Here is a 20,695-nt window from a genome sequence, read left to right as displayed (position 1 = left end):
TACCGGCATCGCCGCAGGTCAGAGCCGGATACCCGGGTCCTATTCGACGATCTGCCGGCCCTCGGGGCGGGCCGTGCAGGACGCCCGGAAGGAGCAGTGCGAGCAGTGCTGGCCGGGGCGGGGGGCGAACCGCTCCTCCAGGACCCGGCCAGCCGCCTCGGCGAGCAGCCCGCCGACCCACTCGCCCTCGCCCAGCGGCTCCTGCGCCTGCACCTTCGGCACGGCGTCGCCGCCGTCCCGCTTCGCCGCGCCCTGGCGCAGCTGGACGAGCTCGGCGCCGCCGGCCCGGGGCCGGGCGCCGTCGAAGACCTCGTCGACGGCGCCGTGCTCGACGGCGAGCTGGTAGACGGCGAGCTGGGGGTGGCGCTCGACCTCCTTGGCGGAGACGGTGCCCTTGCCGGTCTTGAAGTCGACGACGTAGGCGTGGCCGTGGTCGTCCGCCTCGACGCGGTCCATGGAGCCGCGGATGCGCACGAGGTAGTCGTCGGCCTTCAGGGTGACGTCGAAGGCGTGCTCGGTCGCGACGGGGGCCCGGCCGCCGCGCTCCATGACGTGCCAGCGCAGGAAGCGCTCCAGGGCCGCGCGGGCGTTCTCCTTCTCCTGCGCCGACTTCCAGGGGGCGTCGAAGGCGAGCGCGTCCCAGACGGAGTCGAGACGCTCCATGAGCACGGCGAGGTCGGCGGGGGTGCGGCCGGAGGCCACCTCGTCGGCGAGGACGTGCACGACGTTGCCGAAGCCCTGGGCGGCGGTGGCGGGGGCGTCGGCCTTCACCTCGCGGCCGAGGTACCACTGCAGCGAGCAGGTGCCCAGCTGGCCGAGCGCCGAACCGGACAGGGCGACCGGCCGGGTGCGGTCGCGCAGCGGCACCTCGCTGTGCGTCGGCTCGTACAGGCCCCACCAGCGGTACGGGTGCGCGGCCGGGACGAGCGGCTGGCCCTCCTCGTCGCGCAGCGCCGCGAGCCGGGCGAGCCGCTGCGCGGCGGCGGCGCGCAGGGCGTCCGAGGCGGCGGGGTCGACGGTGGTGGCGCGCAGCTCCGCCACGAGCGCGGAGACGGCCAGGGGGCGGCGCGGGCGCTGGGTGACGTCGACGGGCTCGGCGCCCAGCTCGGCCAGGAACCGGGAGGGCTGGTCGCCGTCCTCGGCCGCGGCCTTGACCGCGGTGACGACCACGCGCTCGCGCGCACGCGTGGCCGCTACGTAGAACAGGCGGCGCTCCTCGGCGAGCAGCGCGCCCGGGCTGAGCGGTTCGGCGATGCCGTCGCGGCCGATCCGGTCGGCCTCCAGGAGCGAGCCGCGGCGCCGCAGGTCGGGCCAGAGGCCCTCCTGGACGCCCGCGACGACCACGAGCCGCCATTCGAGGCCCTTGGAGCGGTGGGCGGTCATCAGGCGCACGGCGTCGGGGCGGACGGCCCGGCGGGTGAGGGTGTCGGCCGCGATGTCCTGCGCCTCGAGCTCGTCGAGGAAGTTCAGGGCGCCGCGGCCGCCGGTGCGCTCCTCGGCGCGGGCGGCGGTCTCGAACAGGGCGCACACGGCGTCCAGGTCGCGGTCGGCGTTGCGGCCGGCGGCACCGCCGCGGTGGGCTGCGCGCTGCAGGCGGGCGGGCCAGGGGGTGCCGTCCCAGAGGGCCCAGAGGGCCTCTTCGGCGGTGCCTCCGGCCGCGAGCAGCCGGCGTGCCTCACGCAGGAGGGAGCCGAGGCGCTGGGCGCCGCGGGCGTAGGAGGGGTCGTGGACGGCCAGGCGCTCGGGCTCGGCGAGGGCTTCGGCGATGAGGGTGCCGGAGGACCGCGGTACGGCTTCGCCTGCGGCGCGCTCTTCGTCTCTGAGGGCGCGGCCGAGGCGGCGGAGGTCTGCGGCGTCCATGCCGCCGAGGGGGGACGTGAGGAGGGTGAGGGCCGTCTCGGGGTCGATACGGGGGGTGCGCGCCTGCGGCGCGGGGTCTTCTTCCACCCGCCCGCCCATGACGGTTGGAGTGGCAGGAACCCCATCAGAGGACCCGCTGTCGTCGGGGGCCTCCATGGCAGCCGGAACCGTAGGCCCGGCCGGGCCGCCGTCGCCCATGACGGCGGGAGCGGCAGGCGCCCCCGCGGGCGCCGCGGCGTCCTCCGCGATGTGCTCCGCAACCACCCGCAGCGCCGTCAGCAGCGGTGTGACCGCCGGCTCCTGCCGCAGGGGGATGTCGTCGCCGTCGACCTCCACCGGGACGCCTGCCGAGGTCAGGGCGCGGCGCAGGGCCGGTATGGAGCGGGATCCGGCGCGGACGAGGACGGACATCTCGTGCCAGGGGATGCCGTCCTCCAGGTGCGCGCGGCGCAGGATGTCGGCGATGTTGTCGGTCTCCGCGCCGGCCGTCGGGTAGGTGAAGGCCTCCACGCGCCCGCCCTCGCGGACGGCCGCGAGGTCCCGGTGGGCGCGGACGGCGTCCGCGGGGAGGCGGGTGAGGGGCATCCGGCGGGTGAGCAGCCGGGTGGCCGCGAGGAGGTCCGCGGCGGAGCGCCGCGAGGTGGTGAGGACCTCGACGGGGGCGGGCGCGCCGTCCCGGCGGGGGAAGGCGTGCGGGAAGTCGAGGATGCCGTTGACGTCGGCGCCCCGGAAGGCGTAGATCGACTGGTCGGGGTCGCCGAAGGCGACGAGGGTGCGGCCGTTCCCGGCGAGCGCCTGCAGCAGCCGCACCTGGGCGGCGTCGGTGTCCTGGTACTCGTCGACGAAGACGGCGTCGTAGCGGCCGCCTAGCTCGGCGGCGGCCTCGGGCCGTTCGGCGAGGAGGACCGCGCGGTGGACGAGCTCGGCGTAGTCGAGGACGCCGCGCAGGTCGAGCAGGTCCAGGTACTCGGCGAGGAAGGAGGCGGCCGCCGCCCAGTCGGGCCGCCCGGTGCGGGCGGCGAAGTCGCCGAGGGCGCCGGGCCCCAGGCCCAGCTCGCGGCTGCGGGCGAGGACGGCGCGCACCTCGTCGGCGAAGCCGCGGGTGGTCAGGCAGGCGCGCAGTTCGTCGGGCCAGCGCACCCGCGCGCGGCCGGCCCGCTCCAGCTCGGCCTGGCCGGCCAGCAGCTCGCGCACGACGGCGTCCTGCTCGGGGCCGGACAGCAGCCTCAGGGGGTCGATGAACAGGTCGGCGTCCTGGTGGGCGCGGACGAGGGCGTAGCAGTACGAGTGGAAGGTCGTGGCCTGGGGCGCGGCGGCGCCCGCGCCGAGCCGGGCGGCCATCCGGTCGCGGAGCTCGACGGCGGCCTTGCGGCTGAAGGTGAGGACGAGGATCCGCTCCGGCGGGGTGCCCCGGCGCGCCCGCTCGGCGACGGCCTCGACCAGCGTCGTCGTCTTCCCCGTGCCGGGGCCCGCGAGGACGAGCAGCGGCCCTCCGGCGTGCTCAACCACGGCGCGCTGGCGTGCGTCCAGCTCAGGAAGGGCCGTGGAGCCCGGCCGGGTGCGCACGAGGCGGTAGGCGCCCGGGGAGGGCTGCCGTGCCTGCTGGTGCTGCGGCCGGGTCGAGCCGGAAGGCGGGGAGGAGCTCACGTGGGTTGCCGGTCCTGGTGGGGGTGCGGGGAGTCGTGCGGCCGTGCGGGGCGGGAGGCCGGGGAGTGACGGCGGTTCCCGACGCTACGCCAGGCGGCGTCCGGGGCGCAGGGCGTCGCGGGAGTCGGCGCACGGCTTCCACGGTCTCACCCGTTCGGATGAGACCGGGTCAGGCCCGGCCGGGCGGCCGTGGGCGGTGGATGCCGTCAGGTGTACGGATCCCGTCAGGTGTGCGGAGTCACACTCCCCGGGCTGCGGCCGTCCCAGCGGGCGCGGGCCATGGCGATCCGGGGGACGTGCCCCTCGGCCGACCGCCCCGCCTCGCGCAAGGGCGTGCCCTCCTCGCGGTAGCGGGCGAGGGCCCGCAGCTCGTGACCGGGCAGCAGGACGCCGTCCGCACGGACGACGCGCCACCACGGAACGGGGCCGCCGTAGAGCGCCATGACGCGCCCCACCTGCCGGGGCCCGCCCTCGCCCAGCCACTCGGCGACGTCCCCGTAGGTCATCACCCGCCCGGGTGGGATCTGCTCGGCGACCGCCAGCACACGTTCCGCGTACTCGGGAAGCTCCTCGTCCTCGCTCACCCGGTCCATGGTGCCGCACCCCGCCGACAGCCCCGTCCGGCGATCACACCGCCGATCACGCAGAGTGCGGAACCGCACTACAGGGCGTACGATCCGGAGTCCGCGCCCCCGAATTGCACCCTGATGCCCCCTCGCCCGGCGGGGCCATGCCACCATCTTCCGGGCGGTGACAGGTGATACGAGACCAAGAAGACGAGAAGGACCGGCAGCAGGGCGCGGAGCCTCCTGAGGAGGACCGCGCCCCCCGAGCGCTGCCCGCTTCCGGGGAGCGCCCGGGTGCGTACGACTGTGCGGACGGCGGTGTGCACATCGACCGGGTCGCCGGTGACGAGCCGCTGCTGCCCGCCCGCGTGCACCGCCCGGCCGACCTGGTCCGGCTCCTCCTCGGCATCGTCGGCATCGCGCTCGTCCTCGCCCTCGCGGCCTTCGCGCACGGCACCACCACGGGTCTCGCGCGGGACATCAGCGAGAGCACGGGCCGCGCCCCGCAGCTGCTGGCGAGCTTCGCGGGCCTCGCGGCCAACATCGCCATCTTCATCGTGCCCGTGGCCTTCGCCGTCGAGCGGCTGATCAAGCGGGACGGGCTGCGCATCGCCGACGGCGTGCTGGCCGCCGTGCTCGCGCACGGCGTCTCCCTGGCCACCGACCTGTGGGTCGCCCGTACGGCCCCCGAGGCGATCCGCGCGGCCCTCACCCAGCCCGCACCCACCGGCGGCTTCACCGACCCCGTCCACGGCTACCTGGCACCGGTCATCGCCTATATGACGGCCGTGGGGATGTCCCGCCGCCCCCGCTGGCGCGTCGCCATGTGGGCCGTCCTCCTCCTGGACGCCTTCGCGGTCCTGGTCAACGGCTACACCACACCGTTCTCGATCGTCACCACGGTCCTGATCGGCTGGACGGTCGCCTACGGCACGCTCTACGCCGTTGGTTCCCCCAACGTTCGCCCCACCGGCCGCCACCTGCTGTCCGGCCTGCGCCGTGTCGGCTTCAAGCCGGTGACCGCGCTGCGCGCCGAAGACGGCGCCGACGACACCGAGCCGCACGAGCGGGGCCGCCGCTACATCGTCACCCTGGAGGACGGCCCGCCCCTGGACGTCACGGTCGTCGACCGCGAACAACAGGCACAGGGCTTCTTCTATCGCGTGTGGCAGCGCCTGGCCCTGCGCGGCATCACCCAGCGCCGCAGCCTGCAGTCCCTGCGCCAGGCACTGGAGCAAGAGGCCCTGCTCGCCTACGCGGCCATCGCCGCCGGCGCCAACGCACCCAAGCTGATCGCCACCTCCGAGCTGGGACCGGACGCCGTGATGCTCGTCTACGAGCACATCGGCGGCCGCCCCCTCGGCCAGGTCCCCACCGAGGAGATCACCGACGAACTCATGGCGGGCGCGTGGCGCCAGGTGCACGCCCTGCAGTCGCGCCGCATCGCGCACCGCAGGCTCGACGGCGACGCCCTGCTGGTGGATCGTTCCGGCAACGTGGTGCTGACCGACCTGCGCGGCGGCGAGATCGCGGCCGGCGACCTCGTCCTGCGCATGGACATCGCCCAGCTGCTCGTCACGCTCGGCCTGCGGGTCGGCGCCGAGCGCGCCGTGGCCACCGGCGTGGCCGTCCTCGGCCCCGACGCCGTCGCCGACAGCCTCCCGCTCCTGCAGCCCATCGCCCTCACCCGCACCAGCCGGGCCACCCTGCGCCAGATCGCCCGCGAGCGGGCCCAGCGGGAGCGCGAGAAGGTCCTGGAGGCGGCGAGCGCCGCCAAGGAGGCCAAGGCGGCCGCGGCCGAGGAGGAGGTCAGCGGCCGCAAGGCGCTCAAGGCCGAGCGCCAGGCCGAGAAGCGGGCCATCGACGAGGCCCTGGAAGAGGCCCGCGAAGAGGACCTGCTGACCCAGATCCGCCGCCAGGTACTCCTCATCCGCCCCCAGGCCCCGATAGAGCCCGTACGCCTGGAGCGCATCAAGCCGCGCACCCTGATCAGCTTCGTCGCGGGCGCCTTCGCCGCGTACTTCCTGCTGTCACAGCTCACGCACGTGCAGTTCGGCGACCTCGTCGACAAGGCGAACTGGGCGTGGGTCGCGGTCGCGGTGGCCTTCCAGGCGCTGACGTACGTCGCCGCGGCGCTGAGCCTGCTGGGCTTCGTGCCCGAGAAGGTGGGCTTCGCCCGCACCGTGCTGGCCCAGGTGGCCGGCTCGTTCGTCAAGCTGGTCGCCCCCGCGGCCGTCGGCGGCGTGGCGCTGAACACCCGTTTCCTGCAGCGCTCGGGCGTCCGCCCCGGCCTGGCGGTGGCCAGCGTCGGCGCGTCACAGCTCTTCGGCCTCGCCTGCCACATCATGCTGCTGCTGTCCTTCGGCTACGTCACCGGCACCGAGCGCAGCTCGTCGCTCGGCCCCTCCCGCACGGTCATCGGCGGCCTGCTGACGGCCGCGGTGCTGGTGCTCGTCGTGGCGGCGATCCCCGTCCTGCGGAAGTTCGTCTCGACGCGCGTCCGCTCGCTGTTCGCAGGCGTGGTCCCGCGCATGCTGGACGTCATGCAGCGCCCGCAGAAGCTGCTCTCGGGCATCGGCGGCATGCTGCTGCTGACCGCGGCGAACGTCCTGTGCCTGGACGCCGCGATCCGCGCGTTCGGCGGCGAGCTGAGCTACGCGAGCATCGCGGTGGTCTATCTCACCGCGAACGCCCTCGGCTCGGCGGCGCCGACGCCGGGCGGCGTCGGCGCGGTGGAGCTCGCACTGACCGCGGCGCTGACGGTGGCGGGCCTCCCGGCCGAGCAGGGCACGCCCGCGGTGCTCCTCTTCCGCCTGATGACGCTGTGGCTGCCGGTACTGCCCGGCTGGCTGAGCTTCACGCACCTGACCCGCAAGGGCGCGATCTAAACCGCCATCCACCTTGCATATGCGAGCCCTACAGCCATAACGTGCCGCATATGCGTTCCTACACGATCGGCCGTGCCGCCAAGCTGCTGGGTGTCAGCGCCGACACCGTCCGGCGGTGGGCCGACGCGGGCCGGATACCGACGCGCCGCGACGAGGCGGGCAAGCGGCACATCGACGGGGCCGACCTGGCCGCGTTCTCGGTGTCGCTCGCGGCGGAGGCGGCGGACGGCGAGGACGCGTACACCAGCGCCCGCAATGCCTTCCCGGGCATCATCACGGCCGTCAAGCTCGGCGACGTCGCAGCACAGGTGGAGATCCAGGCCGGCCCGCACCGGCTGGTCTCCCTGCTCACGCGCGAGGCGGTCGAGGAGCTCGGCCTGACGGTGGGGATGGAAGCGGTGGCCCGGGTGAAGGCCACCAACGTGCACATCGACCGCACCTGACCACGGAGAGACCGATGCACCCTCGCCGCGCGCTGCCGCTCCTGGCAGGCACCCTGCTCATCCCGTTCCTGGCCGCCTGCGGCAGCAACGACAAGCCGGACGAAGCCAAAAACCCAACAACCCTCACCGTCCTGGCGGCCGCATCCCTGACGGACGTCTTCAAGCAGGCGGGACAGGCCTACGAGAAGGAACACCCGGGCACCAAGGTCAAGTTCTCCTTCGCCGGCTCGCAGGAACTCGCAGCGCAGGTACGCCAGGGAGCACCGGCGGACGCACTGGTCACGGCAGACACGAAGACGATGCAGGACCTGAAGAGCGAGACGAACACCTCGACGGTCATCGCAAAGAACCGTCTGACGATCGCCACGGCGAAGGACAACCCCAAGAACATCAAGGCCCTGTCGGACCTCTCCCGCAGCGACCTCAAGGTGGTCCTGGCGGCGCCCGAGGTGCCGGTGGGCCGCTACAGCAAGAAGGTCCTGGACCAGCAGCACGTCACGGTGAAGCCGGTCTCCCAGGAGCCCAACGTGCGCGCCGTCCTGAGCAAGGTCTCCCTCGGCGAGGCCGACGCCGGCATCGTCTACGTGACCGACGCGACCAAGGACAAGGTCGCCACCGTGGCGGTGCCGGACGAGCAGAACGCGGTGGCGTCGTACCCCGCGGCGACGCTCAAGGGCTCCAAGCACGCGCAGCAGGCCGGTGACTTCGTGAAGTGGCTGAGCACGGACGAGGCCCAGAAGCTCCTGCGCACCGCGGGCTTCCAGCAGCCGTGACCAGGGCCCGCACGCCTCTGGCGCTCGGGCTGCCCGCCGCCCTCGCGGTGGCGTTCCTGTTCCTGCCACTGGCGGGCATCCTCGCCCGCACTCCCTGGAAGACACTCCCGTCCCGCCTCACCTCTCAGCCGGTCACCGAGGCCCTGGGACTGTCCCTCCTGGTCTCGGCCTGGGCGCTCCTGCTCTCCCTGACCCTGGGCGTGCCCCTCGCATGGCTGCTGGCACGCGTGGAGTTCCGCGGCAAGTCCCTGGTGCGCTGCCTGGTGATGCTGCCGATGGTGCTGCCGCCCACGGTCGCCGGCGTTGCCCTCCTGCAGGGCTACGGCCGCCGCGGCATCCTGGGCCCCGCTCTGGAATCCATGGGCATCACCCTGCCCTTCTCCACGGCGGGAGCAGTCGTGGCATCGGCATTCGTGGCGATGCCGTTCCTGGTGATCAGCCTGGAGGGAGCCCTGGCGGGCCTCCACCCCCGCTACGAGGAGACGGCGACATCCCTCGGAGCGGCACCGCTGCGCGTCTTCCGCACGATCACCCTGCCGATGGTGGCCCCGGGCCTGATCGCCGGCGCGGCCCTCAGCTGGGCCAGAGCGCTGGGGGAATTCGGCGCAACGATCACCTTCGCGGGCAACCTCCCAGGCGAAACCCAAACACTCCCCCTGCAGGTATATCTCCTCCTCCAGGACGACCCACAGGGAGCGACAGCGGTATCGCTGCTACTCCTCCTCATCGCCACCGCAGTGCTCCTAGCGCTCAGAGGCCACTGGCTGCAGACGCGATCGAACGGGAGGGGACGGGGTGGTCCGGGGCCGGCAAGGGGCGTGACGCGTGATTTGCGGCGAGTTCCGGGGGACTCAACACGTCTGACGGGGGCCGTAAATCATGCAGCCCCGGAGGCCCCGGACCACCCCGGCCCCGCCCCCACGCCGCACCCGCTGCGCACCACGGTCGTGGGTGCGACCAACGCAACCCTCAACGCACCCCCGGGCACGACCATCGCCGTGGTGGGCCCGAACGGCGCGGGAAAAACCACGCTCCTCAGATCCCTCCTGGGCCTGACGAACCGAGCCGAGGCGACCCCCCTCACCCTCGGCAACACGGACGTATCCACACGCCCCCCGCACAAGAGGCACATCTCCTGGGTCCCCCAGGACACCTCCCTCTTCCCCCACCTCACGGCCCTCTCCAACACCGCCTACGGCCTCCGCGCCCAAGGCGTCCCCAAGGCCGAGGCCCACCGCCGGGCCCGGCACTGGCTGGACCGCCTGGACGTAGGCGCCCTGGCCCACCGCAAACCGGCGAGCCTCAGCGGCGGCCAGGCCCAGCGCGTGGCCCTGGCCAGAGCCCTGGCCGCCCGCCCCCGCCTGCTGCTCCTCGACGAGCCCCTGGCGGCTCTGGACCAGTCGGCCCGCTCCGCCGTCCGCCACACGCTCCGCACCCACCTGGCGGACTTCCCCGGCGTCTGCCTCATCGTCACCCACGACCCCGTGGAGGCGGTGTCCCTGGCCGACCACGTCCTCGTCCTGGAGGACGGCGCAACCGTCCAGTACGCGACGCCGACGGAGCTGACCCGCCACCCGCGCTCCCCGTGGGTGGCGCGCATGCTGGGCCGCAACGCGTGGCCGGGCAAATCGACCGCAGAGAACACCCTGCTCCTCGACGAAGGAGCGAGCCTGGTCACGGCCGACGCCCACGAACCGACAACCGGCCTGGCCGTAGTCGCCCCGGAGGCGGTCTCCCTCCACACCGCGCCCCCCACCGCAGGCAGCCCCCGCAACGTCTGGCAAGGCACGATCCGCGAAATCACCGCCCACGGCGGACGCCTGCGCATCCTCGTCACGGGCGAACCGGACGTCGTAGCGGAGATCACCCCGGCCGCCGCAGCCGAGCTGAATCTCGCGGAAGGCACACCGGTGTGGGTGAGCGTCAAGGCCACAGAGATCACATTCGTCCCCCTGTAGAGGGTTTGTAGCCACCCACCCACGCACCCCCTGCCCACCCCCACACCCCCGCCCACCCACGTAACCCGTACGCCCCACCCCGCGCGCACCCCCACCGCCCCGCCCGGACGATGAGCAGGTGACCAGATCCGCACGGGCAAGGCGCATGCTCACCGCCGTACTCCTGGCGGTCACAACAGCAGGCTGCACAGGAAGCAGCGGCGGCAGCGGCAGCGCAAGCAATCCGAACCCGGGCGAGACAACCCACGCACAGGCGCCCACACCGGCAAGCGCGCAGGCCAACGCGCAGGGCAACGCAGAGGCCGCCGCCCGCCAGCAACTGACCTGGAAAGCCTGCCCACCCCCCACCACCGCGGAGAGCGGATCGTCGTCGGGCAGGGCCCCGGGCCCGGACTGGGAGTGCGCGACCCTCCACGCACCCCTCGACTACGCCAGGCCCATGAGCAACAGCAACACGATCGACATCGCCCTGATCAGGGCGAAGGCCACGGACCAGGCCCGCCGCATCGGTTCGCTGGTCTTCAACTTCGGCGGCCCCGGCGGCTCCGGCATCACCACGCTCCCGGCCTTCGCCGACGACTACAAGGAGCTGCGCACCCGCTACGACCTGGTCAGCTTCGACCCGCGGGGCGTGGGCCGCAGCAGCGGTGTCGTCTGCCTGGACGACCGGCAACTCGACGCGTACTACGCGGCGGACGCCGCCCCGGCCACCGCTCAGGAGGAGAAGGCCCTGGTGGACCGGGTGACGGCCTACGCCGCCGCGTGCGAGCGCAGATCCGGCAGGGTCCTCCCCCACGTGGGCACGGAGAACGCCGCCCGCGACATGGACCTGATGCGCCAGGTCCTGGGCGACGCCAAGCTGCACTACTTCGGGGTGTCGTACGGCACGGAACTGGGCGGCGTCTACGCCCACTTGTTCCCGGACAAAGTGGGCCGCGCGCTCTTCGACGGCGTGGTGGACCCCGGCGCGGACCCCGTCCAGAGCGCCCTCGCCCAGGCCCAGGGCTTCCAGCTGGCGCTCACCAACTACATGGAGGCCTGCACGAAGACGGCGGACAACTGCCCGACCGAGGGCCAGATCGGCTCCCTCCTCCGGCGCCTGGCCGAGAAGCCGATCCCGGGAGCGGCGGGCCGCGACCTGACCCGTTCCCTGGCCACGGGCGGCATCGCCCAGTCCCTCTACTCGAAGGACTTCTGGGACTACCTGACCGAGGGCATCGAGGACGCCGAGAACGGCGACGGACGGCTCCTGCTCTCCCTCGGCGATGCCATGAACGGCCGTGGCCAGGACGGCCGTTACAGCACGCTGCAGTCGTCCCTCAACGCCATCACCTGCGCCGACTTCGCCCAGCGCTACACCGCGGCGGAGATCGAGCAGCACGTGCCCGCGTTCCGCAAGGCGTCCTCCGTCTTCGGGGACTTCATGGCCTGGAGCCTCACCCAGTGCACGGGCTGGCCGGTGAAGGGCGCGTGGCAGACGCCCGACGTGAGCGCGAAGGGCTCGGCTCCGATCCTCGTCGTCGGCAATACCGGTGACCCTGCGACCCCTTACGAGGGAGCGAAGCGGATGGCGCAGGAGCTGGGGCCGGGCGTGGCCGCCGTGCTGACCTTCCGCGGCGAGGGCCACGGCGCCTACGACAGTGGCAATGCCTGTGTCAAGGGGGCAGTCAACGCCTACCTGCTGGACGGTACGGTGCCGGAAACAGACAAGATCTGCTCATAGCACACATAGCACATATCACCGGTTGCGCGGGCCCAAGGCATGATCGATCCGGATTCGGGGTCGAATGTCAGTGGCTCGCACTACGATCGCCCGCACAGCAGTTCCGCGGACGACGAACGCAGTTCGGGGGGACGACAGTGCCGGACAAGAGGCCGCGCAAGGGGCCGTACGAGACGCCGAAGGCGCCGTTCAGGGCGCCGCACGCCACCGGCGACCACGGCCACGGGCACGGCCAGGCCGACCGCAGAGCCAGGGCCGTCACCGGCGCCCTGGCCATCGCCGCGCTGGTGGCCGCCCTCGTCGCGCTCTGGCAGACGCAGTCCGCACCGCTCGGCGGGCGCTCGTACTGCTGGGGCGCCTGGCCCGAGGACGAGGCCCCGTTCCGCCGCGGCGACCACGACCGCACCTCGGACGAGAGCGCGCCCGCGCCCGGGCGGACCACCGGCCACTGCTCGCTCCGCTGGCGCGGCGGCCAAGGCCCCGGCGCGTACGAGCAGCGGGTGGACCTCCGCCTGGGCACGGGGCCGCGGGAGGCGGCCGAACGCCGCTCGTGGCTGGGCGAGTTATTCGGGGGCGGCGACGTCCCCCTGCCCGACGGCCTGCCGGGTTTCGCCGCCGCCTCCGGCACGGGAGCCCTGGTGCTCCCGGAGGGCTGTGACGTGGACGGCCGCCCGTCGGTGGTGACGCTGAAGAGCGTCATGGCCCTCTCCCCCGACATCACAGGAGAGTTGCTGATCAGGGCAGCAAACAAGGCGACCAGAGCGACGAGTTGCACGACCCTCCCCCCGATCCGCCTGCACAAAGAGCCGCCGTCCCCCACGGCCCCAGGCACGAGCACGGAAACGGGCACGGACACGGCCCCGGGCACAGACACAGCACGGGACCACTGCGGTATCCCGGGCCTGGGCAAGAAGACGGCCCCGGCCTCCGGGTCCGGGCCCGGCACCGGGCCCGGCACCGGGCCCGCCGAGGACAGCGACTTCCACAGCTGCGCCATAGCAGGCGCCAAGGGCTGGGCCGCCCGCTTCGCCACCACCGCCAGGCCCCGCCTGGTGGCCCTCTTCGACGGCCTCACCGGCGACCGCCCGCCGGCCCCCGGCTGGCGGGCCCACGGCAGCATCGACGCATCCGGAGCCCTGGTCCGGGCCGACTGCGATGGCAGGCCCACGGTCTTCACCATGCGCAGCGGCCCCGGCCGCACCCACACCCGCCTGGACGACCCGCGCGAGGCCTTCCCCCGCTATGTGGACGCCGTCGCCGCGCAAATGGGCTGTGCGCCCCTGCGCGCCGGGTGACGCCTCCACGCGGCGGCTGCTCCGCGGCCTTCACCTCCGTACAGTCGGTGGAATGAGTTCCCTACGGCCTCGGGCCACCACCCCTCGGGCCACCACCGCCCTCCTCGGCGCCGGCGTCGCGCTCGTGACGGCCCTCGCCGCCACCGGCTGCGGCAGCGGCGGCTCCCAGGCCGCCGGGGACGCCAAGAGCGCCGCCGGGGGCGACCGCGCCGGCAGCGCTCCCACAGCCCCGCTGCGCTGGACGGCGTGCTCCGCACCCACCGCCGCGCAGGGCAGCGACGGCAAGGCACCCGGCAAGGCGTGGGAGTGCGCGAAGCTCCCCGTCCCGCTGGACTACGCCAAGCCCGACGGCGAGAAGATCGAGCTCGCCCTGATCCGTACCAAGGCCCGCGACAAGGACCGGCGCCTCGGCTCGCTCGTCTTCAACTTCGGCGGCCCCGGGGGATCCGGCGTGGCCACCCTGCCCGGCCTGGCCACCAGCTACGACAAGCTGCGCGACCGCTACGACCTGGTCAGCTTCGACCCGCGGGGCGTGGGCGAGAGCGCGGGCGTGCGCTGTCTGAGCGACAAGGAGACCGACGCCGCGAACCAGATCGACGGCACGCCCGACGACGCGGACGAGGAGCGGGCGGCCCTCGCGGCGAACAAGGCGTACGTGGACGCCTGCGCGAAGAACTCCGCCAAGCTCCTGCCCTACGTCGACACCCTGAGCGCCGCCCGCGACATGGACCGGCTGCGGGCCGCCCTGGGCGACGACAAGCTCAACTACTTCGGCATCTCCTACGGCACCGAGCTCGGCGGCGTCTACGCCCACGCGTTCCCCGGGAACGTGGGGCGCGCGGTGCTCGACGCGGTGGTCGATCCCACGCAGGATCCCGTGCAGGGCAACCTCGGCCAGGCCAAGGGCTTCCAGCTCGCCCTGGACGACTACCTCAAGGACTGTGCCGCCTCGGCCCAGGCCGCCCGCTGCCCCACCCGGGACGGGATCGTCTCCCTGCTCAAGAAGCTCGACGCACGGCCGCTGCCGACGCGCCAGGGCCGCAAGCTGACGCAGGACGAGGCCGTCAACGGCATCGCGTCCGCGCTGTACTCCAAGGACACCTGGAAGTTCCTGACGCAGGGGCTGCAGGAGGCCACGAACAGGGGCACCGGCGACACTCTGCTGCTGCTCTTCGACCTCCTCAGCGGCCGCGGCTCCGACGGCCGCTACAGCAACCTCGGGCCCGCCAACCGGGCGATCTCGTGCGCCGACTCCCGGCAGCGCTACACGGCCGACGACGTGAAGAGCCGCCTGGCGGAGTTCCGGGCGGCCTCACCGGTCTTCGGGGAGGCCTCTGCCTGGTCGCTCCTCGGCTGCACGGGCTGGCCCGTCGAGGGCAAGTGGAAGACGATCGACGTGAGCGCGCAGGGTTCGGCGCCGATCGTCGTCATCGGCAACACGGGCGACCCCGCGACGCCTTACGCGGGCGCGCACCGCATGGCGGAGGGCCTGGGCAAGGACGTCGCCGTGGAGGTCACGTACAAGGGTGAGGGGCACGGGGCGTACAACAGCGGCAATGCGTGCATGGTCCGCACCGTCGATGCGTACCTGCTGGACGGCAAGGCCCCGGCTCAGGGCACGACCTGTTCGTAAAGCAGGGGGCGACCCGCTGCCGCGGGTCGCCCCCTGTCAAGAAACAAGAAGGTGTGCTCAGTAGACCGGCTTGTCCGGCTCGACCTGGTGGACCCAGCCGATCACACCGCCGCCCACGTGCACCGCGTCCGCGAACCCGGCCGCCTTGAGCACCGCCAGCACCTCCGCCGACCGGACACCCGTCTTGCAGTGCAGGACGATCCGCTTGTCCTGCGGCAGGTCCTGCAGGGCCGTGCCCATCAGGAACTCGTTCTTCGGGATCAGCCGGGCGCCGGGGATCGAGACGATCTCGTACTCGTTCGGCTCGCGGACGTCGATGACGTCGATGTTCTCGCCGTCGTCGAGCCACTCCTTGAGCTGCTTGGGAGTGATCGTGGAGCCGGCCGCGGCCTCCTGGGCCTCCTCCGAGACGACGCCGCAGAACGCCTCGTAGTCGATGAGCTCCGTGACGGTCGGGTTCTCGCCGCAGACCGCGCACTCGGGGTCCTTGCGGACCTTGACCTGGCGGTAGGTCATCTCCAGGGCGTCGTAGATCATCAGACGGCCGACCAGCGGCTCGCCGATGCCCGCGAGCAGCTTGATCGCCTCGTTGACCTGGATGGAGCCGATCGAGGCGCACAGCACGCCCAGCACGCCGCCCTCGGCGCAGGAGGGCACCATGCCCGGCGGCGGGGGCTCGGGGTACAGGCAGCGGTAGCAGGGGCCGTGCTCGCTCCAGAAGACGGACGCCTGGCCGTCGAAGCGGTAGATCGAGCCCCACACGTACGGCTTGTTCAGCAGCACGCAGGCGTCGTTGACGAGGTAACGCGTGGCGAAGTTGTCCGTACCGTCGACGATCAGGTCGTACTGGGAGAAGATCTCCATCACGTTGTCGGCTTCGAGCCGGCCCTCGTGCAGGACGACGTTCACGTACGGGTTGATGCCCTGCACCGAATCCCGCGCGGACTCGGCCTTCGGGCGGCCGATGTCCGCCTGGCTGTGGATGATCTGGCGCTGCAGGTTCGACTCGTCGACCTCGTCGAACTCCACGATGCCGAGCGTGCCCACGCCGGCGGCGGCCAGGTACATCAGTGCGGGCGAACCGAGACCGCCGGCACCCACGCAGAGCACCTTCGCGTTCTTCAGGCGCTTCTGCCCGTCCATACCGACATCGGGGATGATCAGGTGGCGGGAGTACCGGCGAACCTCGTCAACGGTGAGCTCGGCAGCCGGCTCGACCAGGGGTGGCAGCGACACGGGGTCTCCAGGGGAGGCGTCCCCGCTCGCGCGGGGAACATACAGGCGGCGTTCGGTTCTTCCCCTGTAACCCTGCCACGCGCCGTCTCATTCCGAGACACCCGGTCCGATGCGCGAGACGATCTCGTCCCAGTAGCCGGGCATCACCTCCCAGGGGTCCGCTTCGTCCCGGTCCGTCCGGTCGGTGAAGTAGATCGTGCCGGCGCCCTGCCAGCGGGCGAGGCGCAGCGCCTCGTCCAGGTGGGCGCGGGGGACGCCGTGCACGAGGTGGCAGAAGCGGGCCGCCGGGAAGTCGGCGGTCCACTCGGCGACCTGCGACCAGCGGTAGGCCGACCAGGGCCCGTAGAAGGTGACGAGCTGGTCGGCGAGGTCGGCGTAGCCGGGCGAGGGGTACGTCCCGTGGACGAGCACCACGTACGCCCGGTCGAGCATCGTCCGCAGGGAGGCGACGGTGCGGCGGGTGCCGGGCAGGGCGGCGGGGTCGGCGGGGGTGGCGTCGAGGGCGAACCCGTCGGCCTTGTACCAGTTCAGATAGCGCTGGGCCTCGGAGAGCACCTCGCCGAGGGGGCGCTCGCCGAACCGCAGGTCCAGGTGGCCGAGGACCCGGATGCCCGCCTCGCGCAACCGGGCGGCGGCGGCGACGCGATAGGGATCCGGGCGGTCGCCGGGGCCCCCGGACGTGGCGCCGCCCGGGGCGGCCATGGCGCCGCTGCCGAGCACGACCCACTCCACGGGGACGTCGGTGCGCAGGAGTTCGCCCCATTCGGCGGGGGCGAGCAGGGGGTGCGCGAAGCCCGGGACCCCGAAGCGCAGCGGGGCCTCGCGGACGGCGCGGGAGCGGCGCTGCCCGGGCGGGCTCAGATGCGACACGCGGCCTCCATCCAGATGTCGGCCAGCGACTCCTCCAGGCCGATGCGGGGGCGCCAGCCGAGCCGGTCGCGGGCGGTGCGGACGTCGGCCTGCTGCCAGCTGCCGCAGCCGTCGGGGTAGGGGTAGGCGGGCGGGGTGCCCAGGTGGGGGTCGTCCAGCTCGTGGAGGGATCCGCCGTAGCCGGCGACGCGGGCGAGGGTGGCCGCGGCCTCGCGCAGCCGGACCGCCCGGCCGGTGCCGATGTTGACGGCGCCCTGGGCGGCGGAGAGGGAAGCGGCGTGGACGGCGCGGGCGACGTCGCGGACGTCGACGAAGTCGCGCTGGACGCCGAGGCCGCTGAGCTTGAGCTCGTTGTCGCCGTTCTGCATGGCGCGCCGCAGGGCGTCGGCGAGTCTGCCGAGGGGGGAGCCGGCGGGGGTGCCGGGGCCGACGGGCGAGAAGACGCGCAGGACGATGGCGTCGAGGCCGGAACCGAGGACGAGCTCGGTGGCGGCGAGCTTGCTCACCCCGTACGGGCCTCCGGGGCGGGGGACGGCATCCTCGGCGGTGGACGAGCCGGGCTGGGAGGGCCCGTACTCGGAGGAGCAGCCGAGCTGGACGAGGCGGGCGCCGCAGCCGCTGCGGCGCAGCGACTCGCAGACGGTGGCGACGGCGACGGTGTTGTGGCGGGTGAGGTCGCGGGCGCCGCCGCGGGTGGCGCCCGCGCAGTTGATCACGACGCCGGGGTGGACGGCGTTCAGGAAGCGGGTGAGCGCGCCGGGGCTGCCGGTGGCGAGGTCGAAGCGGACGTCCGCGTCGTCGCCGCGGCCGAGGGCGGTGAGCTGGACGGCGGGGTCGGCGAGCAGCCGGTCGGCCACGTAGCGGCCGAGGTATCCGTTGGCACCGAGCAACAGAACCCTCATCGGTCGCGCCCTCGCTCTCGCCCGGCGGTGCGGATGGGGTGAACGGTCATCTTCCTTGCTCCTCTGACGGGGGGTGTGCGGCGGGAGTGTGCGGCTGGGACGGATGCGGTCGGGCAGCGGCGCGCGGGCAGTCACCGGGCCCGGACGGCGGCTTCTCCGGGGTCGGCGGGGGCCGGGGCGAGCGCCCCGCAGCGGTGGGCGGAGGCCCGGGAGAGCGCGCTCAGGGCGTGGGCGAGGAGGGCGAGCGCGGGGAGCGCGCAGGCCACGAGGGGTATGGCGGCGGGGCCGTAGGCTCCGGACGCCCAGGCGACGGCGGGTGCGGCGAACGGCTGCGCGCCCCGGGGCCCCGCGCCCAGCGCCGCCGCGCCGAGTGCGGCCGCTTCCACGCCGCAGGCGGTCAGCACGGCGACGGCGGCGCTCCGCCCGAAGCCGCGGGCGGTGAGCAGCCGGGCCAGGAAGAGCAGCCCGCCGAGCGCGGTGACGGCGACGAGCTCGGCGGGCGGGGCGGCGGGGGCTCCCAGGCCTGCCCGCGCGGCCCACAGGAGCGCGGCCAGGGTGGCCGTGAACAGCCCTACGGCCGTGAGGAGTACGGGCCAGGCGCGGGCCCGGAACTCGGCGCGGGAGCGGCTGGCGACGAGGGCGTGCCGCACGCGCCCGGTGAACCACCGCGCGCACCACAGCGCCGGGACGAGGCCGCAGGTGAGGGCGGCGGCGACGGGGACGGCGGCGCGTAGGACGTCCACCAGGGCCGGGCCGCTCGCGTGGCCGGATACCCCGGATACACCTGATGCGCCTGGTACGCCCCCGGAAGCACCGCCGGAGAGAAGTCCGGGGAGGTGGCCGGAGAACAGCGCGGCGAGGGCGGGGCCGCCGAGGAGGGCGTACGCGACGAGCCAGGCGCCGGCGAGCAGGCCGGCGAGGCGCCACGGGGCGCGCACGGAATGCGCGAGCGCCGCCTGGTCGCAGGGCGCGCCGGGCGCGGGCCGCGCGGGCTCCTCGCGCTCGGCGCGGGCGTAGAGCTCGTCGGCGAGGGAGAAGACGTCGCGGTGCCGGCACTCCGCCGCGGCGCGGTCCGTGAGGCCCCCGTCCTCCAGGACGGCGGCGATCTCCAAGGGGTCCACGGCGCGGGCGCACAGGCCGTGGTGGCGGTGGAGGAGGGCCTTCACCGGGTCGGTGCGCGGGGCGGCTATGCCGGCTGCGGCCGGTGCGCTGCCGTCCCTCAGGGGTGTGGTCATGGGCGCCCTGCCCAGGTCGGAGAGGACTGGCGGGGTGTCAGGTCGATCGGAGGGCGGGCCTCCGCGGCGTGGGAGAAGGGGACGGAGGGGTCGGCGGCGCTCTCGCGCACGGGGGTGCGGGAGATGAGTTCGAGGTAGATGCCGTGGAAGTCCGTCACATGCCGTTCGGTGGTGAAGAGTTCGAGGGCGCGGGCGCGGGCCGCGGCGCCGAGTCTGGCTCTTCGGCCGGGGTCGTGCAGCAGCTCCAGGCAGCCCTCGGCGAGGGCCCCGGGGTCGCGCGGCGGGACGACGAGGCCCGTACCGCCGACGACTTCGCGCACGGCGGCGCAGTCCGGCGAGACGGTGGCGCGCCCGCAGAGCATGGCCTCGACGAGGGGCAGCGGGAAGGTCTCCACGCCCCCGGCGAGGACGACGACGGTGCCCGAGGCGTAGGTGTCGGGGAGCCCCTCGGGGGCGTAGGAGACGCCGAAGGCGGGCTGGACGCCGGGCAGCGGGGGGCCGGCGATCCGCAGCCGGGCCTCGGGCTCGGTCCGGCGCAGGGCTGCGAGGGCCTCCCACAGGAAGGGGTCGGCGTTGCCGCCGGTCCACAGGACGGTCAGGCCGTCGTCCGTGCCGTCGCCGGCGTCGGAGCGCTCTCCCACGGCCTCGTACGGGCCGGGGTCGAGGCCGGGGTGCACGGTGCGCAGCCGGGCGGGGTCGGCGCCGCAGCGCTCCTGCCAACGCCGCACCTGGGCGTCGCCGGGGGTGACGATGTCGGCGCAGGCGTAGATCTCGGCGGTCAGCTGCCGGTGGAAGGCGGACAGCAGGGTCCGTACGGGCAGGGAGAGGCCGGCGGCGCTGGCGGCGCTGTTGAGGTAGTAGGCGCGCAGGCGCACCTCGTACTCGGTGACGAGGAAGGGGGTGCCGAAGAAGCGTTTGGCCAGCAGTCCCGGCAGGGCGGCGGGGCCTGCGGTGGTGGCGTGGCACAGATCGACGCCGGCGAGCCCGCGGTCGGCGTCGGTGCCGTACCAGTCGAGGGACAGGGGGCGCAGCGCCCGCTCCAGGAGGGCGGTGACGGCGAGGAGGTCGGCGACGCGGATGCCGTAGGCGGCGGGGTGGGACCCGGGGGTGCGGCAGGCGGTCTCCAGGATGCGCAGGGCTTGTTCGGAGCGGAGGGCCGAGCCGAGGCCGCCGGCGTCGCGGGCGAGGTCGGCGAGGCCGTGCAGGGCGTCGGCGAAACGGTACGCCTGATCTTTACGGTCGTCGGGGCCCGGCTCGACGGTGGCGGTGAGCGCCTCGGCGAGCCCGGCGAAATAGGCGCCGAAACGACGCCGCTCCCGGCGCCCGTACGAGCGGTGCGCGCGCCCCACGGCCCCGGCCGGATCCCCCCACAGGGGAGCCGTCCGCACGCGCCGGACGTGCTCCGGCAGATCGCACCAGCCGCCGGCGTCCTGCCGGGCGCGGCGGCTCAGGGCACAGATCTCGAAGTCGTGCCCCGGCAGGCCCCGCACGAGCCGGTCGCACCACTGGCCGCCCTCACCCGAGGCATACGGATACCCACCCTCCGTAAGGAGTCCCACGCGCACGCACGCACCCCCGTCTGTCCCTTGTGGTCGCCCTCTTGTGGCCTGTGGCCGCCGAACGGCAGCGGAAGCACGCTATGCGGGCTCGCCCGTGGCGGGGGGGA

14 protein-coding genes are annotated in these 20,695 nt (G+C 73.9%); 7 read left to right on the top strand and 7 right to left on the bottom strand.

Translation table 11 applies throughout. The annotated features are described in order from the left end of the window. Positions 1-39 precede the first annotated feature (39 nt). Together IE241_RS19805 and IE241_RS19800 are read right to left on the bottom strand one after the other, a co-directional pair. Positions 40-3,507, bottom strand: a complete 3,468-nt coding sequence (locus tag IE241_RS19805) for an ATP-dependent helicase (RefSeq protein WP_190023120.1) — start codon at positions 3,505-3,507, stop codon at positions 40-42. Between the two features lie 224 nt (positions 3,508-3,731). After that, positions 3,732-4,100, bottom strand: coding sequence for an MGMT family protein (locus IE241_RS19800; protein ID WP_229899518.1), 369 nt, complete (start codon positions 4,098-4,100; stop codon positions 3,732-3,734). Between the two features lie 164 nt (positions 4,101-4,264). Between IE241_RS19800 and IE241_RS19795 the strand changes: the two genes are divergently transcribed. From IE241_RS19795 to IE241_RS19765, 7 genes are all read left to right on the top strand, one after another. Then, positions 4,265-6,961 (top strand): lysylphosphatidylglycerol synthase transmembrane domain-containing protein, encoded by a 2,697-nt coding sequence (locus IE241_RS19795; protein ID WP_190023118.1) that lies wholly within the window; start codon positions 4,265-4,267, stop codon positions 6,959-6,961. A gap of 50 nt (positions 6,962-7,011) precedes the next feature. After that, on the top strand, positions 7,012-7,404 hold the full coding sequence (locus tag IE241_RS19790; protein WP_190023117.1) for a TOBE domain-containing protein: 393 nt from the start codon (positions 7,012-7,014) through the stop codon (positions 7,402-7,404). 14 nt (positions 7,405-7,418) lie between these two features. Further along, positions 7,419-8,177: a molybdate ABC transporter substrate-binding protein gene (gene modA, locus IE241_RS19785; protein ID WP_190023116.1), complete on the top strand. Its 759-nt coding sequence runs from the start codon at positions 7,419-7,421 to the stop codon at positions 8,175-8,177. Further along, positions 8,174-10,135: an ABC transporter permease gene (locus tag IE241_RS19780; RefSeq protein WP_190023115.1), complete on the top strand. Its 1,962-nt coding sequence runs from the start codon at positions 8,174-8,176 to the stop codon at positions 10,133-10,135. The genes modA and IE241_RS19780 overlap by 4 nt, the downstream gene beginning before the upstream one ends. Before the next feature lie 145 nt (positions 10,136-10,280). Continuing rightward, positions 10,281-11,858, top strand: coding sequence for an alpha/beta hydrolase (locus IE241_RS19775; RefSeq protein ID WP_190023224.1), 1,578 nt, complete (start codon positions 10,281-10,283; stop codon positions 11,856-11,858). A 137-nt stretch (positions 11,859-11,995) separates the two neighbouring features. Continuing rightward, on the top strand, positions 11,996-13,153 hold the full coding sequence (locus tag IE241_RS19770) for a hypothetical protein (RefSeq protein WP_190023114.1): 1,158 nt from the start codon (positions 11,996-11,998) through the stop codon (positions 13,151-13,153). 52 nt (positions 13,154-13,205) lie between these two features. Further along, positions 13,206-14,786 carry an alpha/beta hydrolase gene (locus IE241_RS19765; RefSeq protein WP_190023113.1) on the top strand — a complete coding sequence of 527 codons (1,581 nt, stop codon included), beginning with the start codon at positions 13,206-13,208 and terminating at the stop codon, positions 14,784-14,786. A gap of 57 nt (positions 14,787-14,843) precedes the next feature. Here IE241_RS19765 and moeZ read toward each other — a convergent pair whose 3' ends face one another. The 5 genes from moeZ to IE241_RS19740 all read right to left on the bottom strand — a co-directional run bounded on the left by moeZ (position 14,844) and on the right by IE241_RS19740 (position 20,594). After that, entirely contained in the window at positions 14,844-16,022 is a 1,179-nt protein-coding gene (moeZ, locus tag IE241_RS19760; protein WP_190023112.1) for an adenylyltransferase/sulfurtransferase MoeZ, read from the bottom strand. An 87-nt stretch (positions 16,023-16,109) separates the two neighbouring features. Then, positions 16,110-16,883: a spherulation-specific family 4 protein gene (locus IE241_RS19755; protein ID WP_229899548.1), complete on the bottom strand. Its 774-nt coding sequence runs from the start codon at positions 16,881-16,883 to the stop codon at positions 16,110-16,112. Continuing rightward, positions 16,880-17,794 carry an NAD-dependent epimerase/dehydratase family protein gene (locus IE241_RS19750; protein WP_190023110.1) on the bottom strand — a complete coding sequence of 305 codons (915 nt, stop codon included), beginning with the start codon at positions 17,792-17,794 and terminating at the stop codon, positions 16,880-16,882. Before IE241_RS19750 ends, IE241_RS19755 begins: the two co-directional genes overlap by 4 nt. 131 nt (positions 17,795-17,925) lie before the next feature. Beyond that, on the bottom strand, positions 17,926-19,029 hold the full coding sequence (locus IE241_RS19745) for a hypothetical protein (protein WP_190023109.1): 1,104 nt from the start codon (positions 19,027-19,029) through the stop codon (positions 17,926-17,928). Next, the gene (locus IE241_RS19740) at positions 19,026-20,594 is read right to left on the bottom strand and encodes a DUF3492 domain-containing protein (protein WP_190023108.1); all 1,569 of its coding nucleotides are present in this window, start codon (positions 20,592-20,594) and stop codon (positions 19,026-19,028) included. Before IE241_RS19740 ends, IE241_RS19745 begins: the two co-directional genes overlap by 4 nt. Positions 20,595-20,695 lie beyond the last annotated feature (101 nt).

Source organism: Streptomyces hiroshimensis, from assembly GCF_014650335.1.
Taxonomy (GTDB): domain Bacteria; phylum Actinomycetota; class Actinomycetes; order Streptomycetales; family Streptomycetaceae; genus Streptomyces; species Streptomyces hiroshimensis.
The sequence above is the reverse complement of the archived record's forward strand: the minus strand, read 5'-3'. Positions and strand labels throughout refer to the sequence as shown.